12 protein-coding genes are annotated in these 17,193 nt (G+C 40.8%); 6 read left to right on the forward strand and 6 right to left on the reverse strand.

The genetic code is table 11. The features are described from left to right. Nucleotides 1–7: 7 nt before the first annotated feature. The 6 genes from MF4642_RS06280 to MF4642_RS06305 all read right to left on the reverse strand — a co-directional run bounded on the left by MF4642_RS06280 (nucleotide 8) and on the right by MF4642_RS06305 (nucleotide 8,296). Nucleotides 8–1,999, reverse strand: coding sequence for a MacB family efflux pump subunit (locus MF4642_RS06280; protein ID WP_078425663.1), 1,992 nt, complete (start codon nucleotides 1,997–1,999; stop codon nucleotides 8–10). A gap of 2 nt (nucleotides 2,000–2,001) precedes the next feature. Further along, nucleotides 2,002–3,336: a MacA family efflux pump subunit gene (locus tag MF4642_RS06285; protein WP_078425664.1), complete on the reverse strand. Its 1,335-nt coding sequence runs from the start codon at nucleotides 3,334–3,336 to the stop codon at nucleotides 2,002–2,004. Nucleotides 3,337–3,451: 115 nt separating this feature from the next. Beyond that, nucleotides 3,452–4,441 (reverse strand): DNA polymerase III subunit delta, encoded by a 990-nt coding sequence (gene holA / locus MF4642_RS06290; protein ID WP_005401715.1) that lies wholly within the window; start codon nucleotides 4,439–4,441, stop codon nucleotides 3,452–3,454. A gap of 9 nt (nucleotides 4,442–4,450) precedes the next feature. Beyond that, nucleotides 4,451–4,960 (reverse strand): LPS assembly lipoprotein LptE, encoded by a 510-nt coding sequence (gene lptE / locus MF4642_RS06295; RefSeq protein ID WP_004983482.1) that lies wholly within the window; start codon nucleotides 4,958–4,960, stop codon nucleotides 4,451–4,453. Nucleotides 4,961–5,174: 214 nt separating this feature from the next. After that, nucleotides 5,175–7,796: a leucine--tRNA ligase gene (gene leuS / locus MF4642_RS06300; RefSeq protein WP_078425665.1), complete on the reverse strand. Its 2,622-nt coding sequence runs from the start codon at nucleotides 7,794–7,796 to the stop codon at nucleotides 5,175–5,177. A gap of 134 nt (nucleotides 7,797–7,930) precedes the next feature. Then, nucleotides 7,931–8,296, reverse strand: coding sequence for a DUF4124 domain-containing protein (locus MF4642_RS06305; RefSeq protein WP_078425666.1), 366 nt, complete (start codon nucleotides 8,294–8,296; stop codon nucleotides 7,931–7,933). A gap of 769 nt (nucleotides 8,297–9,065) precedes the next feature. On the opposite strand from MF4642_RS06305, the gene MF4642_RS06310 reads away from it, so the two are divergent. The 6 genes from MF4642_RS06310 to MF4642_RS06335 all read left to right on the forward strand — a co-directional run bounded on the left by MF4642_RS06310 (nucleotide 9,066) and on the right by MF4642_RS06335 (nucleotide 17,181). After that, nucleotides 9,066–10,793, forward strand: a complete 1,728-nt coding sequence (locus tag MF4642_RS06310; protein ID WP_010327538.1) for an acetolactate synthase 3 large subunit — start codon at nucleotides 9,066–9,068, stop codon at nucleotides 10,791–10,793. Then, nucleotides 10,790–11,281, forward strand: coding sequence for an acetolactate synthase small subunit (ilvN, locus tag MF4642_RS06315; RefSeq protein ID WP_004697653.1), 492 nt, complete (start codon nucleotides 10,790–10,792; stop codon nucleotides 11,279–11,281). Before MF4642_RS06310 ends, ilvN begins: the two co-directional genes overlap by 4 nt. Nucleotides 11,282–11,386: 105 nt before the next feature. Beyond that, the gene (ilvC, locus tag MF4642_RS06320) at nucleotides 11,387–12,403 is read left to right on the forward strand and encodes a ketol-acid reductoisomerase (RefSeq protein WP_078425667.1); all 1,017 of its coding nucleotides are present in this window, start codon (nucleotides 11,387–11,389) and stop codon (nucleotides 12,401–12,403) included. A gap of 1,164 nt (nucleotides 12,404–13,567) precedes the next feature. Continuing rightward, the gene (locus MF4642_RS06325) at nucleotides 13,568–14,080 is read left to right on the forward strand and encodes a hypothetical protein (protein WP_004983496.1); all 513 of its coding nucleotides are present in this window, start codon (nucleotides 13,568–13,570) and stop codon (nucleotides 14,078–14,080) included. Between the two features lie 72 nt (nucleotides 14,081–14,152). Continuing rightward, a complete protein-coding gene (locus tag MF4642_RS06330) occupies nucleotides 14,153–14,857 on the forward strand; it encodes a molecular chaperone (protein ID WP_078425668.1) in 705 nt (234 codons plus the stop codon). A gap of 20 nt (nucleotides 14,858–14,877) precedes the next feature. Beyond that, a complete protein-coding gene (locus MF4642_RS06335) occupies nucleotides 14,878–17,181 on the forward strand; it encodes a fimbria/pilus outer membrane usher protein (protein WP_078425669.1) in 2,304 nt (767 codons plus the stop codon). Nucleotides 17,182–17,193: the final 12 nt, after the last annotated feature.

The raw sequence follows: 17,193 nt of genomic DNA on the forward strand, positions 1-17,193 counted from the left end.
TTTTTCCTTATTCTCTGGCAAGTGCTGCAACAGGGTCGAGTTTGGCTGCATTTTTTGCAGGCAAGAAACCAAACACCACACCAATTAAAGTCGAGCATACAAATGCGGCGATAATCGACGTGGTTGAGTAGGCAACCCCGAAATTATCTCCAGCAAATTTTTGAATGATTTGTCCTAGACCCAGCGAGAGCAACACGCCTAACACCCCACCAATCAGGCAGACTAAAATGGCTTCAATCAGGAATTGCTGCAAAATATCACTTTGACGTGCACCCACTGCCATTCGAACCCCAATTTCTTGCGTCCGTTCGGTCACTGAAACCAACATAATATTCATTACCCCGATACCGCCTACTACCAAAGAAATCACGGCTATTGCGGAAACCAGCAGAGTCATGGTACTGGTGGTCTTTTCAATGGTTTGGCGAATACTATCGCTGTTCATGGTGAACACATCTTGTTGACCATGACGCAAGGTGAGTAAGTTCACAATTGCGTTTTCAGCCGCACTGGTGGAGTACTTATCATTGATTTGCACCACGATATTACGCACATTACTTTGACCGAGCATACGACTCATAACCGTGGTGTAGGGCATATAGACATTCAAAGTATCATCGGAACCCATAGCACTGGTTTGCGGTTCGACGACACCAATAATTCGTGCAGGGACACTGCCCAAAAGTACGACTTGCCCAATCGGACTGCTACCATCACTAAAAAACTGTTTTTGTGTATTGGTATCAATGACCACGTCTTGGGTACGGTCACGGACACTCCGCTGGTCAAAGGTTTGTCCATTTTTGAAGGTCAGGCCTTTCACTGTGAAATAATCACCGCCGACACCATTAATGGTGGCATTGGCTTCACTTTGTTGATAGCGAATGGTTTTGGATGAACTCACCATTGGACTAACCGCACTCACATACGGTTGGGTGGCGAGCGCTTCAGCATCGGCAGGAACAAGAGTTTTAAAGTTGGCCGTTTTGGAGTTGTCACCAAAACCGCGACCTTGGAACACCGTAATGGTATTGGTACCTAAGCTACTGATGTTACTTAAAATCTGCTGTTGTGACCCATTTCCTAAAGCCACCACTGTCACGACGGAGGCAATCCCGATAATAATGCCGAGCATGGTCAAAAAGGTTCGCATGCGGTGTGCATTCATCGACAAAAGTGCCATACTGAAGGCTTCACCTAAGCGATCAAGCAGAGAACGCCATGCAGAGACACTTTTATTTTTTTCTTGCTGGGCAGAAATCGCCGTTTCAGCATCAGGGTCACTGTGTAGTTCAGTGTCGTGCTCAGGTTGATTGACACGGTCTGCAATGATTTGCCCATCGCTGATCTCGATAATCCGCGAGGCATTTTTTGCCACTTGCATATCGTGGGTGACCAAAATAATGGTATGGCCTGCGGCATTTAACTCACGCAAAATCCGCATCACTTCCACGCCGCTATGCGAGTCTAGGGCACCTGTCGGTTCGTCAGCGAGAATGACATCACCGCCATTCATCAAGGCACGTGCAATGGAGACACGTTGTTGCTGCCCCCCAGAAAGTTGACTCGGACGGTTTTGAGTTTTATTACCCAGTCCTAATTCTGTCAGTAAAGCAGTGGCACGTTGTTTACGCGCATACGGTGTTGCACCTGCATAAACGGCAGGTACTTCAACATTACCTTCTGCGGTTAAGTCGCCAAGAAGATGGTAACGCTGGAAAATAAAACCAAAATACTCACGACGTAATTCAGCCAATTGGTCCGGTTCGAGTTTACCTGTTTCGCGGCCATTGACCTGATAACTTCCTGAGGTTGGACGGTCGAGACAGCCCAAAATATTCATCAGGGTCGATTTACCTGAACCCGACTGGCCGACAATGGCAACCAATTCACCTTCGTAAATGGTCAGATCAATGCCTTTGAGAATTTGGACAGTACTTTCGCCAGCTGGAAACTCTCGCACCAAATTGCTGACTTCAAGCAAGGCTTTTTTGGTCATGCTTACATTCCCATCGGTGGACTGTTACGACGGCGGTTGCTGCTATTGGCAGAAGCCGCAGAGTTCTCTGAACTGTCTGCAATCACCACTTGATCACCTTCTTTTAAGCCTGCAAGCACCTGTGCATTGACACGGTTATTGATCCCCACCAAAATTTGTTTGGGTTGAGCTGAGCCGTCCGCTTGTAAGACACGAACTACGCTCAGCGTAGCTTTACCTTCTTTAACCAATTGTTGTTGTGCTGCATTTAAATTTAGACGTTCAAGACGTGGACCTTGTGGACGGTCTGAGTCCGATTTGCTTTGTGTCGAGGACGAAGCTTGCGTATTTGAACTGCTGTTACGCTTTGCATTTGCAGGACGAGTGGAAATCGCAGAAGAAGGGACTAATAACGCATTTTTTGCAGAATCGAGCACGATGTAGACTTGTGCAGTCATATCAATACGTAACTTGCCATCATGGTTGGGTACATCAAACAGCGCATTGTAGTAAATTGCGGTGCTGGTTGATGTGCTGGTGGTACTTTCATTGCTAATCGAGTCTGGTGCAGGCTCAACTTGACGTAGGCTGGCATAACGCTTGCTGTCATCACCTAAAGTGGTGAAATAAACCTGTTGGCCTTTTTCAACTTTCATGATGTCCGCTTCACTGACTTGCGCCTTAATGGTCATGTTTTGTAATTTTGCAATTTTAACAATGGTCGGCGCACTTTGATTGGCGTTTACAGTTTGACCTTCCTCAGTCACGATCGCCACCACAGTACCATCAGTCGGTGCCACAATGCGGGTATAACCGATATTGGTTTGTGCCGTCGATTTAGTCACCTTTGCAGATTCAATCTGTGCATCAATCGCTTTAATTTGTGCTTGTGCTGTTTTATAGCTGGCCTCAGCCGATTCTAATTCTGCTTTTGATGTAGCATCTTGTGCATACATTTGTTGTTGACGTTTATATGCCAGTTGCGCCTCATTAAGACTGGCTTCTTGTTGTAGACGCTGTGCTTGCAAATTTTTAATGTTGGCTTCTGCTGTTTTAAAGCTGTTTTCTTGGGTGGTTGAATCAATTTGCGCAATCAATTGACCTTGTTTAACTTCATCACCCAGTTGCACATACATTTTCTGTACTTGACCTGAGACCTGTGCGCCGACACTCACCAGTTTGGTTGCATCTAAAGTACCTGTCGCCAATACCGTATTTTCAAGATCACCACGAGTGACAGATTCGCTAATATATTGTGGTTGTTCTTGTTTTGGTTTGAAATATGTCCACGCGACATAAGCAAGTACGGCAACACATAGTACCGCGATAACCATTTTGACAGCTTTTATTTTTTGCATTGGAATCAGGGAGTAAACAGAATTGCAGATAGTATAAAAGCGAAATACGGATAAATCGTGAATTTTTTGAACAAATAGAAATGATTATTATTTTTAAAAGACTCGTTGCGGCAATTTAAGCGGGAAAGAGTGATTTTCCACACAGCGTCGCAATGGCTTGCATCACGACATGTTCAGCATTTTCATGCCCCAAACCTTTAATCGAAGCATCAATGCGAAGCAGGAGACTGGGCCACGTTAAAAAGCACTGCGGGTTCAGTCGACGTAAGGCGTGTTGATAGACGCTGACTTTATTCTTCCAAATCCCCAGTTGCAGTGCATTTTGCGGTTGCTCAAACAGTTGCATGAGTAAACGCATTTCTTTACTGATACTCCACAAAATCAGACTGAGGGGTTCACCTGAGGCAATCAGGTATTGGTAAATTTTAATCGATTGCGCCAGATTGCCTTCGAGCAGAGCATCACTCAAATCGAAAGTACTATAGCGGGACTGATCTTGTAAGCAGGCATGTAAATGATCAATCTGAATCAGCTCAACCTCGGCAAAGGTGTCGCTGACACGCATTAAGCTATTTTTAGCTGCGAGTAAGTTGTGTTCATGGTGTTGTTCTAACCACTGCCATGCATCCTGACTCAGTTTAACCCCAAGCTTATCTGCTTCAATGCTTAAAATCTGCTGACGGTCACGCGGATAATTCGCGGTCAGGGCAACATGGACTCCATTGGCTTCAACCGTTTGGAAAAAGCCCGTTTTTAGGCTGGCGCTGTCCTGTTTTGGCATCACCACCAAAAGCAAGTTCTGTTCATTGCTTTGGATATAGCTTTTTAGCAACTTTAAAGCGTTAGCATCGGGCTTAATATTACCATGAACTTCAATGGCAAGCTGACTTGAAAATAAGGACAAGCTGTTGAGTGCATTAAAGACATTTTTCCAGTCATTGACATTGCTGATGTCATGCCGTTGTCGTTCAATTTCTTGCTTTTGCCAACTTGCTCGAAATGCATCCAGTAAATTTTGCTCAAGCAATGGTTCTTGACCTTGCATAATCCACGCACCGCGAGCTTCATCGACACGTTTTAAGGCTTGCAAATAGTCAAGTTTCATTGTTAAACCTTACTGCTGTGCTGGTGGTAGGCGGTTCGAAGAAATCTGACGCACAATTTGCTGCGCGACATCATCCACGATGACTTGATTCAAATAGTTTTTCTCTTGGTCATCGGTGTTGACGGTTTCAACGTTGTATTGATAACTACGCGTTGCAACTACGGTTCGTGGTTCAGTCAGCGCACGGCCTTGCGCATCTTCGATACGGAAGGTGACATTGAGGCGTAGTAATACTTCAATCAGTTTACCATTCAGCTCTAAACGCTGTGGTTTATAGTCTAGCACGCGAAGCACATAGGCATCTGATCCACTGCTCAGCTGTACACCCGACGCACCTAAATAAATGGCCAATTTTTCATGCAGTTCATCGGTGTTCTTCGGAAGCACCAAATTCATTTTTGAATAAGCAATCGGCGTTGCGCTTGGATTGGTGCCTTTTAAATGAAAGCCACACCCGACCAAGCCAGCACTTAGGCCACAAGTTAAAACAATAGCTGCCAAACGTTTGCCTAAATGCATGTGTTGTCCTCTGTTTGATCTTTTTGATAAAAGAAAAATAATATGTCGTGATTGTATGTGCAAAGCCCGTTGACTGGCAACGGGCTTTGTTTGGGTTTTGTTTATCGTTTTCAGTTCCTTCTCCCTTAGGGAGAAGGTTAGGATGAGGGGAGTTTACCTCTCCCTAGCCCTCTCCTTGAAGGAGAGGGAACTTAAGAAGGCGTTTTAAAGCTTTTTAAACCACCAAATTCACTAATTTATTTGGCACCACAATTTCTTTCTTGGTTGGACCAGTCAAGAATTGTTGAACTTCTGGCAATGCTTTAGCCAGTGCAAGCAATTCATCTTTCGATGTATCGACAGACACTTCTAATTTGCCACGCAGTTTACCATTCACTTGAACAACAATCGTTTGTGTATTACGTGTGAGTGCAGATTCGTCTACAGTCGGGAACAACACGCTGGTTAAGTCCAGTCCAAATTCAGCCAATAAAGTCTGGCTTAAATGTGGTGCAAATGGCGCAAGTAAAGTTAAAAGCGTCGTAATCGATTCACGAGCAACCGCAACATCATTATCATTTTTCGCTTCAAACTTATTGTTCGCATTTAACAGTTCCATCATTGCTGCAATAGCCGTGTTAAAGGCATGGCGGCGTTCGATGTCATCACCCACTTTTTGAATGGTTTCATGCGTTTTACGACGTAAGTCTTGTGCTTCTGTAGACAGTTGAGCAGTATCAATGGCAAATGCTGCATTGCCTTTTTCAAGGAAGCTGGCAACCAAACGCCATACACGTTTCAAGAAACGGTTTGCGCCTTCCACACCTGCATCAGACCATTCAAGTGATTGATCTGGTGGCGCTGCAAACATCATGAATACACGTGCTGTATCTGCACCGTACTGATCAATAATGGCTTGTGGGTCGATACCGTTATTTTTCGATTTCGACATTTTCTCTTGGCCGCCAACAATCACGTCTTGACCATCGCCTTGGTATTTCGCAGATAGAATACGACCTTTTTCATCACGTTCGAGGTCGATATCCGCAGGGTTAAACCAAGTTTTCTTGCCTGATTCAGCTTCACGGTAATAAGTGTCTGCCAAGACCATACCTTGAGTTAACAGGTTGGTAAATGGTTCATTGCCTTGTACTACACCTTCATCACGCATCAATTTGTGGAAGAAGCGTGCATAAAGTAAGTGCAGAATCGCGTGTTCAACACCACCGATGTATTGATTTACTGGAAGCCATGTTTGAGCAGCTTCAGGTTTAACTAAACCATCAGTAAAATCAGGAGATGCATAACGTGCATAGTACCAAGATGACTCTACAAAGGTATCCAGCGTATCTGTTTCACGACGCGCATCACCACCACAGCTTGGGCAAGTGGTTTGATAAAACTCAGGCATCTTGTTCAATGGATTACCCGAGCCATCAGGTACGACATCAGTCGGTAAGACCACTGGAAGTTGCTCTTCAGGTACAGGAACCTGACCACATTTTTCACAGTTGATCATTGGAATTGGGCAACCCCAATAACGCTGACGGGAAACCCCCCAGTCACGTAGACGGAATTGAACTTTAGAACTTGCTAGGCCTGTTGGTTCTAATTTAGCAAGGAATGCATCGTATGCACCTTGGAAATCTAGACCGTCAAATTCGGCTGAATTGACCAGTTTACCTTCTTTCGAGCTATACCATTCTTGCCATTGAGTCGCATCAAAGTCAGCATCATCTGCGCCTTTAGCATCAATCACTTGCTTGATGGTCAAGCCATATTTATTGGCAAATTCGAAGTCACGTTCATCGTGTGATGGAACTGCCATCACTGCACCTGAACCATAAGACATCAATACATAGTTGGCGATCCAAACCGGAACTTCTTCGCCAGTCACAGGATGCTTCACAGACAGACCTGTTGCCATCCCTTTCTTTTCAGCAGTGGCAAGGTCGGCTTCTGCTACCGAACCCATACGGCATTCTTCAATAAATGCTTTAAGTTCAGCATTATTTTCCGCAGCTTTCAGTGCCATTGGATGCTCAGCAGCAACAGCTACATAAGTCACACCCATTAAGGTGTCAGCACGTGTCGTAAATACTGTTAAGCCTTCTGCATAAACGTCAGGATTTGCAGAAGGGAAGGTGATATCCATCCCTTGTGAGCGACCAATCCAGTTGCGTTGCATGGTCAAGACTTGTTGTGGCCAACCGTCTTTTAAGGTATTTAAATCGTCTAATAATTCTTGCGCATAGTCAGTAATGCGGAAGTAATACATTGGAATATCACGTTTTTCAACCAATGCACCTGAACGCCAGCCACGACCATTTTCAACTTGTTCATTGGCAAGTACAGTCTGATCCACAGGATCCCAATTTACGGTAGATAACTTACGGTAAATAAGGCCTTTTTTATAAAGTTGTACAAATAACCACTGTTCCCAGCGGTAGTATTCAGGGGTACACGTTGCAAATTCACGATCCCAATCGACTGATAGACCTAATTTTTTTAATTGGTCACGCATATATGCGATGTTTTCAAAGGTCCATTTTGCAGGTGCAACTTGGTGTGCAATTGCAGCATTTTCAGCAGGTAAACCAAAAGCATCCCAACCCATCGGTTGCAGGACAGTTTCTCCTTTGAGACGGTGGAAACGGCTGATGACATCACCAATGGTGTAGTTACGCACATGACCCATATGCAGTTTGCCACTTGGATAAGGGAACATCGAGAGGATATAACGACGTGGACCTTCTACAGAGTCGGCAACTTTAAAGGCTTTACGAGCTTCCCAGTCTTGTTGGACGGTAGGTTCAATCGCGCTCGCTTGATATTCAGGGTCAATGTGAGTAGTCATATACGTATGTAGAACAATGGTTAAAAAGTTTGTTGCACAGCATAGCGCAAAATGCACCTAAAAGTGAATTTTGCGCTATGTTTTGTGCAGGAAATTAAACAAGCTGAAAATAAATCCGGAACCGTACGGAATGATTAAACCGCAGGGCGGACTTGTTGTCCTTGTTGAAGTGCTTCATTCGCTTCACGTCGTTGATTTTCTAAATCAACCGCTGGTGCTGGGGCAGCACTCGGTATAGCGTTGGGAGGGGCTGGTACGGTATTTGGCATATTGGAAGGTGGCGGTGCTTCCGATGACGCAGCTTGTGGCGAATTTTTCCAACCATAGGTGTCGACTTTGCCTTTTTTCTTTGCTGTTTTGGGTGGAGGTGTCGTGGTGTAATGTGTCGAGCCTTGGCTATCAACCCACTTATAATACGTCTTAGCAAAGCTTTGTGTGCTGCCTATTGCAAGCCCCATCCCCACCAAACATGCTGCCATTTTTGCAAACTGAATACTCATCTAGCATTGTCCTTTTTATATCCGTAATCATTGGATTTTATCGGGTTTATCGTTGTCGTTATTTTATGCCAATTTGAGAGCAATAAGCAGTGTTTGATGCATTTTTTCATCTGTGTTTTTGAAATGTTTTGCAGGTCAAATCCTCAGTTTAAAGTCTGAAATATGCGTTATGGCACAGTATGAAAATAAGAAGATTATGCTAAAACCTGATGAACAAATGCTGATCTATATTTAAAACTGAAAAAATCTGAGATAGATGTTGGATTTAAATTTGGGTGAATATCTTATTAAACTTATTTATGGGTTTTATTATGTTTTTTTATTAATAAATTCAGTGAAATAGAAATCTATTTGTTTTTGCACTAAAAAACAGAGAAAAAGCGACTCAGTTTTCTTTGTCCGCGATGAATAAAAAACAAACGCTCTGTAAATAAACAAAAAAAAGCTAATTTTTAAACTTGACTTTAGTCACGAAACTCCTAAAAATGCTGTCTTTAGTTTTATATGCCTTTACTCGATCACCCTTCGATAAAGTGTCATTTCATGCAATGGACACGCTTTCTAGCCGAGACCGTGAACAAAGTAAAAAAATGTGTTTATCCCAACACGTTTTAGATCTCATATTGCTCAAACAGCATACAGATCAGAATTTTTTCCTATTGCTATGAAAACTAAGAAATATGTGTGCTATAACAGTGCAGACAATCAATGAATGAAACACTGCTGGTGCCTTCCACCATTGCAGTGATAAAGATTAGGGTGAATCACGTTGGAACTTTTATCTGGTGGTGAAATGCTCGTTCGCGCATTGGCGGACGAAGGCGTTGAACATGTATTTGGATACCCAGGCGGCGCAGTTTTACATATCTACGACGCGTTCTTTCAACAAGACAAAATCAATCATTACCTCGTGCGCCATGAACAAGCTGCTGGTCATATGGCAGATGCTTACTCACGCGTAACAGGTAAGACGGGTGTGGTCCTCGTGACTTCAGGTCCGGGTGCAACCAATACTGTGACTCCAATTGCAACGGCTTATATGGACTCAATCCCAATGGTGATTTTGTCAGGTCAGGTTGCGTCACATTTAATTGGTGAAGATGCATTCCAAGAAACAGATATGGTCGGTATTTCTCGTCCGATCGTAAAACATAGTTTCCAAGTGCGCCATGCCAGCGAAATTCCTTCGATTATTAAGAAGGCATTTTATATTGCAGCTTCTGGTCGTCCGGGTCCAGTTGTGGTCGATATTCCAAAAGATGCAACCAATCCTGCTGAGAAATTTGCTTACGAATACCCAGAAAAAGTGAAGATGCGTTCGTATCAACCGCCGCATCGTGGTCACTCAGGTCAAATTCGTAAAGCGATTGAAGAGCTGATTCACGCTAAACGTCCTGTGATTTATACTGGCGGTGGCGTGGTTCAAGGTAATGCTTCTGCTCAGTTAACTGAACTGGCACATATTTTGGGCTTCCCAGTCACCAATACCTTGATGGGGCTTGGTGCCTTTCCTGGCAATGATCCGCAGTTTATTGGCATGTTGGGTATGCATGGTACCTATGAAGCCAATATGACTATGCACAATGCTGATGTTATTTTGTGTATCGGTGCGCGTTTCGATGACCGTGTAACCAATAATCCAGCAAAATTCTGTCCAAATGCCAAAGTGATTCATATTGATATCGACCCTGCGACGATTTCAAAAACCATCATGGCGCATATCCCGATCGTGGGTGCGGTAGAACCTGTCCTTCAAGAAATGTTGACACAGTTGAAACAAATGAATGTGTCTAAACCAAATCCTGAAGACATGGCTGCTTGGTGGGCGCAAATCAATGAATGGCGTAAAGTTCATGGCATGCGTTATGAGTCAGGTGCAAATGGGGTAATGAAACCACAACAAGTGGTGGAAGCGTTGGATAAAATCACCAATGGTGATGCGATCATTACTTCTGACGTAGGTCAGCATCAAATGTTTGGTGCGAACTATTATAAGTATAAACGTCCACGCCAATGGATTAACTCAGGTGGCCTAGGTACCATGGGTGTTGGTTTACCCTATGCGATGGCGGCGAAATTGGCTTTCCCTGACCAACAAGTAGTGTGTATCACAGGTGAAGCATCGATTCAGATGTGTATCCAAGAGCTTTCGACGTGTAAGCAATATGGTCTAAACGTAAAAATCCTCTGCTTGAATAACCAAGCTTTAGGGATGGTGAAGCAGTGGCAAGATATGAACTATGAAGGACGTCACTCAAGTTCTTATATCGATTCATTGCCTGACTTCCCTAAATTAATGGAAGCATATGGTCATGTTGGCATCCAAATTGACCATGCGGATGAGCTAGAGTCGAAGCTTGCTGAAGCAATGGCGATCAATGATAAATGTGTATTTATTAATGTGATGGTTGACCGTACAGAGCATGTTTATCCAATGCTTATCGCAGGTCAGTCAATGCAAGATATGTGGTTAGGTAAAGGGGAGCGCACGTCATGAGACACATTATCTCTGTACTTGTAGAAAACGAAGCTGGTGCGCTTTCTCGTTTGGTGGGTTTATTCTCTCAACGTGGTTATAACATTGAGACCTTAAACGTTGCGCCAACTGAAGATCCGACCTTATCTCGTTTGACGTTAACGACTTATGGCGATGACCATAAAATTGAACAAATCACCAAACAGCTCAACAAATTGGTTGAAGTGGTGAAAGTGGTTGATTTGTCTGAAGGTGCGCACATTGAGCGTGAGTTGATGTTGATTAAAGTCAAATCACTTGGCTCGGCACGTGCTGAAATCAAACGAACTGCGGACATTTTCCGTGCGCAAATTGTTGATGTCACCCCAACGACCTACACCATTCAAATCGCGGGTACGACTGAAAAAATTGATGGTTTTATTGATGCACTCGCAGAGAACACCATTCTTGAAGTTGTGCGTTCAGGTGTTTCAGGCATCGCGCGTGGCGAAAAAGTTTTAACCATTTAATTCATTAACACGATTCAACCTCCTTTTGAGAAAGAGGAGGATTTCATCAAACAATAAACCCCTTGATGGAATTACAGAATACCAAGCATTTTAGCGGAGACAGCAATGCAAATTTTTTACGATAAAGACTGCGACTTATCTATCATCCAATCTAAGAAAGTAGCGATCATTGGTTACGGTTCACAAGGTCACGCACATGCACTTAACCTTAAAGATTCTGGTGTAGACGTAACTGTAGGTCTACGTGCTGGTTCTACTTCTTGGAAAAAAGCTGAAAATTCAGGTCTTAAAGTTGCTGAAGTTCCTGCTGCCGTAGCACAAGCTGATGTAGTCATGATCTTGACTCCAGATGAGTTCCAATCACAACTTTATCGTGACGTGATCGAACCAAACATTAAAGAAGGTGCAACGTTAGCATTTGCTCACGGTTTCTCTGTTCTTTATAACCAAGTTGTTCCACGTGCTGATCTTGACGTAATCATGGTTGCACCAAAAGCACCAGGTCATACTGTACGTTCTGAATACCAACGTGGTTCAGGTGTTCCTGACTTAATCGCGATTCATCAAGATGCGTCTGGTAATGCACGTAACCTAGCACTTTCATATGCTTCTGGTGTAGGTGGTGGTCGTACAGGTATTATCGAGACTTCATTCCGTGAAGAAACTGAAACTGACTTATTTGGTGAGCAGGCAGTTCTTTGTGGTGGTGCAGTAGAACTTGTGAAAATGGGCTTCGAAACTTTGGTAGAAGCAGGTTATGCACCTGAAATGGCTTACTTCGAATGCTTACACGAACTTAAGTTAATCGTTGACTTGATGTTTGAAGGCGGTATCGCGGACATGAACTATTCAGTGTCAAACAACGCTGAATATGGCGAATATGTAACTGGCGTTGAAGTAATCAATGAACAGTCTCGTGAAGCGATGCGCAATGCACTTAAACGTATTCAATCTGGTGAATACGCGAAGATGTTCATTAACGAAGGTGCGTTGAACTACCCATCAATGACTGCTCGTCGTCGTCAAAACGCAGCGCATGGTATTGAAGTAACAGGTAATAAACTTCGTGCAATGATGCCGTGGATTCAAGCCAACAAAATCGTTGATAAAGAGAAGAACTAATTTCTCGAATCAATTGATTTGAATGCGAAGACCCACTCTATTTGAGTGGGTTTTTTCTATTTTTATTGTTACGTGCCTCAAAAAGATGAAAGCAGTGCTTTCATCTTTTTCGTACTTTTGATTCAAGTAAACAAGATCTTCGATAAAGAAAAGAACTAAGGTTACGTTACGTGCCTTTAAAAATGGGAAAGCAATGCTTTCCCATTTTTTTCGTACCTTGGATTCAAGCGAACAAAATCGTAGATAAAGAAAAGAACTAAGTTTCTTATCTAGCTAATTTTAAGTAATAAAACCCTGCTTTGGCAGGGTTTTTTATTAATCTACTACTAATTTGTTATGTAGGGCAAAGTTATTGACTAAAAAGCTGTGAGTACAAATGGGATGCTGATATGGATATTGCTACACAGCTATAAGTTGATCTTACCCGTGTTCAAAATCGTTATATGGAATCAACGAGAATTCCATTTCAGTGCTAGATATATGGGCAGCATATATTGTTAAAAAACTATTGGATTAATAACGTATCTATGAGCTTTATTGCAATAAATGCAACTCTCAAAAAGTGTACTTATGCTTACGTTTGGGTTTTTAGTGTGAGTTTTTGATTTCTAAAATAGTAGGTCATGTAAATTTAAGGCTTGATTATGTGATTTTAGTCATGTTATTCAATCCCTAAAACTGGGTAAATAGCATGTGAATAAACTTTGGATTTTAGCAAGATGATCGACCTGAATTGAAAAATTGATAGAAATATAAAGTAAAAAAAGGATGAAAAATGAATTTTTTAGCGATTTAAGAAATTATTCAACTGAAGATGTAATGAAATGTAAAAGTGAATTTCTAATATAAAACAGAGATCTATTTAAAATATAAAAAAGCACTAAAATTGTGCATCACTGAAATTAGTGTAACTGTTTTTAGGGATTCATAAAATTAATTAACAACTAAAATAGAAATAAAAACAAAATCTTAATTTCACTTTACTGGGGTTTTAAAGTTGGTTCTTTATTTGAGTGAAAAAGGCTGCATAGGTGGTTTTTTATACAGAATAACTAGAATAAAAACACACTTAAGAAAAGCTTGGTAGCCAAGCAAGGTCCAGTTTTGATTAAGGGTGATCATAACAATTAATCAGGTTTAAAAGAAAAATCTCGGAGAGTAGCTATGAATAAAATACTTCAAGCATCACTAGTTGCAACACTATTAGGTGCAGGTTCTACAGCCCTTTATGCAGAGGATGATACAGCATCACGCCCTAGTTATAACTGGGGGAACTGTACTTCTCTAGGTTGTGAAAAAGATATTCCTATTAAATTAGAAATCCCTAAAAAATGTGAAGTGCTTGGCGGTAGTGCCATTACGCTGAATAAAAATGGTGGAACACAAAGTTCAAATTACACTGTACGTAGTAATACGCACTATACACTTAACATTCAAACAGCGAACACAGGTACAAGTGCAAGTACTTATGTTAAACATGAGGACGATGGCAGTGTTCGTGTACCAACAACAATTGTTACAAATAAAACAGGTGGCGGTGTAATTCCATTCGGTAATTCAAATCATAATGGTCTAGCTGACGATCAATATTCTGTTTCGGTAACTAATGCAGCAGTTGGTGCATTCCAACGTGCGGGTACATATACTGATACTTATCGTATCAAAGTCTATTACTAATTTTTTACTAAACCTAACTTGATCACAGCATCAGGTTAGGTTTTTTTATAAATTATAATAAGGCGGTGTAACATGAAAAAAATAATAGCGATTTTGGTGTCTTCGATGTTTTATATGTCGGTATCAAATGCTGGTGTTTCAGTTGATCCAGTCCAAATGTATATTCAAAATCCAACAAAACAAAGAACGACAACACTTACCTTAGAATCTAAAGATGAAACTGAGAAGAGAATTTTTGAAGTAAAAGCATTTAAGTGGACGCAAAAAGAAAATGGCGAAAACGTACTGGAGCCTGATAACTCCTTAATTATTAATCCTAAAAACTTTATTTTGCAGCCGAATGGTAAACAGATTATTCGTGTGGGCTTTAACCGTCCCATTGAGTCTATTTTAAGTGGACAGCAAGAAGGTACATGGCGTGTGATGGTTGATGAGATTCCGCAGGCAGTGAAAGAGTCATCTGTGAATTTTCTTGTAAGTTTTAACTTACCACTCTTTGTTGGAAAGCAAGAAGATGTTAAGCTCAAATTTAATGTAGAAAATAATAAACTCGTTGTTAAAAATAACGCGAATTCCCATATTCAAATTGCAAATTTGAAGATTGTCGATGCTAATAAAAAAGAAGTTTTTAAAACGGAGACTATGAGTTATTTGCTTGCAAATAAAAGCACGTCTTATGATTTAAACAATACACGAATATCAAATCCTAAAAATTATTATGTTCAATTGTTTACTGATAAGAACGATAAAATGGTGGAACTCAAATTCTCGGATTAGTCTGAGGTGGGGAGTTTACGATGAATACGAAAATAAGAATACTTATCGTTATTCATATTTTTTTTGCACTAAATGTGAATGCCAGTGAAGCTGTGCTGGAAGAAAATATTGCAAATTTATGGATTAATGATTTAGATCATCATACGGATGTTGCCTTATTAAAAGAAGGCGATCAATACTATATTGAATGTAATATACTGGCAGAACGTCAAATTACAACAAGCCAATTAAAAACGCTCTCCTCTCGGCCAGAGTTTTGTTCAGTGTCATCAGGAGTAATTCAGTCAGCGTTTGATGACACATCACAATCCATTAAATTGACTATTCCTACAGACTCTTTTGAATCTGATTTTAATAACTTAAATGGAAGTGTTATTCCAGAAAAAGCCAGTTTTGGTGGTTTCATAAATTATGATTTTCTTTATGCAACTAGTAATTCTAATAAATCTTATAGTGGACTGATGGAGTTAGGGGTTTTCAAAGATTATTGGATCATGAAAAACTCGATGTTGTATCAGAATACCCCCACTGATGAGCGGGTGGTTCGCTTAAGTAGTAGTGTCGATTTTGAATTTCCTAAACATATGACCCGCTTAACGATAGGGGATACTACAACTACATATAACCCTTTGATTAATTCTTTACGTTTTGCAGGTTTAAATTGGGGGACGAATTACACTGAAAGACCAAATTTTGTGTACTGGAATATGCCAAGTTTACAAGGGAGTGCACGCGTTCCTTCTACTGTTGATTTATATATAAATGGCGTAAATATTTATAATCAAAAGGTGAGCCCTGGTGATTATAACTTACTGATGGGGGCACAAATCCAACAAGCAGGTAATGCGCAAATTGTAGTTGAGGATGTACTCGGGAATCGAAGTGTACAAAGCTTTCCTATTATGGTGACCAATAGACTATTACGATCTGGTTTGAATGAATATAGTGTTGCAGCAGGTAAACTTCGTTACAACTATAATTTGGATAGCAGTGATTATAGGGACTTCTTTGTGAATACTTATTTTCGCAGAGGTATGTCAAACTCAACTACGTTAGGAAGCAATTTATCTTACAGTAAAGATTTACAAAATATAGGGTTCATGTGGACACAAGCGATTAGTAATATTTTTGTTCTCGATAGTGTTGTTCTTGCTTCTCATGATGATGAAAACCAATTTAATTATTCCTATGGGTTATCCGCAAGTAAAGACTTTGGTCGATTTTCAATGGGGGCTAGTTCAAAATATACAGAAAAAGATTTTAAATTTTTAGGAGATGAGTTAGGTGCCAATTCTAACTATCCGAAATTTGAAAATCTTGCATATTTTGGTATGAGTAATGTGCCCTATTTACATAATCTAAATATTAACTATGCAGAACAAAAATATTATGAAAATCCTGAGTTTCCTAATAGTAACCAAAAGGTAATAAATGTTGGGTTTAATCGGAATTTTGGTCGTCGAATTTCATTTGGTTTAAGCTATTTCAACTCTTTTGGTGACAGGAAAGACTCAGGCGGCATTCTTTCACTTAGCTACAGTTTTGATAATAAGTCCGTTTACTTTAGTCAATCAGCTGACCAAAATACAAATCTCCAGTTGGTGAAATATGATTCCAATCAAGTCGGTTTTGATTATTCTCTTGGCGTAAACCGTCGTAGTGAAGATACGATGTTTAACTTTAATGGTGTTGTTAAAACAGATGTAGGAGATTTAGATTTCTATCATGTGCAAGGTCGTGAAGATCGTGAATCACAGTTAAATTATCGAGGAGCAGTTGTTTGGTTGGGTAATAAAATCAGTTTTACTAAAATGGTTGATAACGCATTTACTCTAGTCAAAGTAGGGGATTATCAAGATATTGATATTTTAAGATCGCTGACCTATGTTGATAAAACCAATAAAAAGGGGTATGCCTTTATTCATGATGTTATTCCTTATGTTAAATACGACATTGCATTTGATCAAAATCAACTACCTATCGAAGATAAAATACAGTATTCAAGCAAACAATTAACAGCTTTAAATCAACGCGGTTATATCATCAATTTCCCAGTATTCCATGCGAAACAAGTCACTGTTAAGCCAGTAGATAGTAACAATCGGTCTTTTGCTGCTGGTTCAGAGCTTTATATTGATAATAATGGTGAAGGAGAGGTTTATCCGATTTCTACCGATGGTAGCGTAACGCTTTATGGTTTGATTCCGGGAACATATAAGATACAAATTAAAACTAAAGAAGCACGCAGTTGTTCGGCAGAACTTACAATTACAGATACTAAGAATGATGACAACTCATCAGTACTGGATCTTCAGTGTAAATAAATGGAGTAGAGC

It is taken from the genome of Acinetobacter sp. MF4642 (genome assembly GCF_002018925.1).
Taxonomy (GTDB): Bacteria; Pseudomonadota; Gammaproteobacteria; order Pseudomonadales; family Moraxellaceae; genus Acinetobacter; species Acinetobacter johnsonii.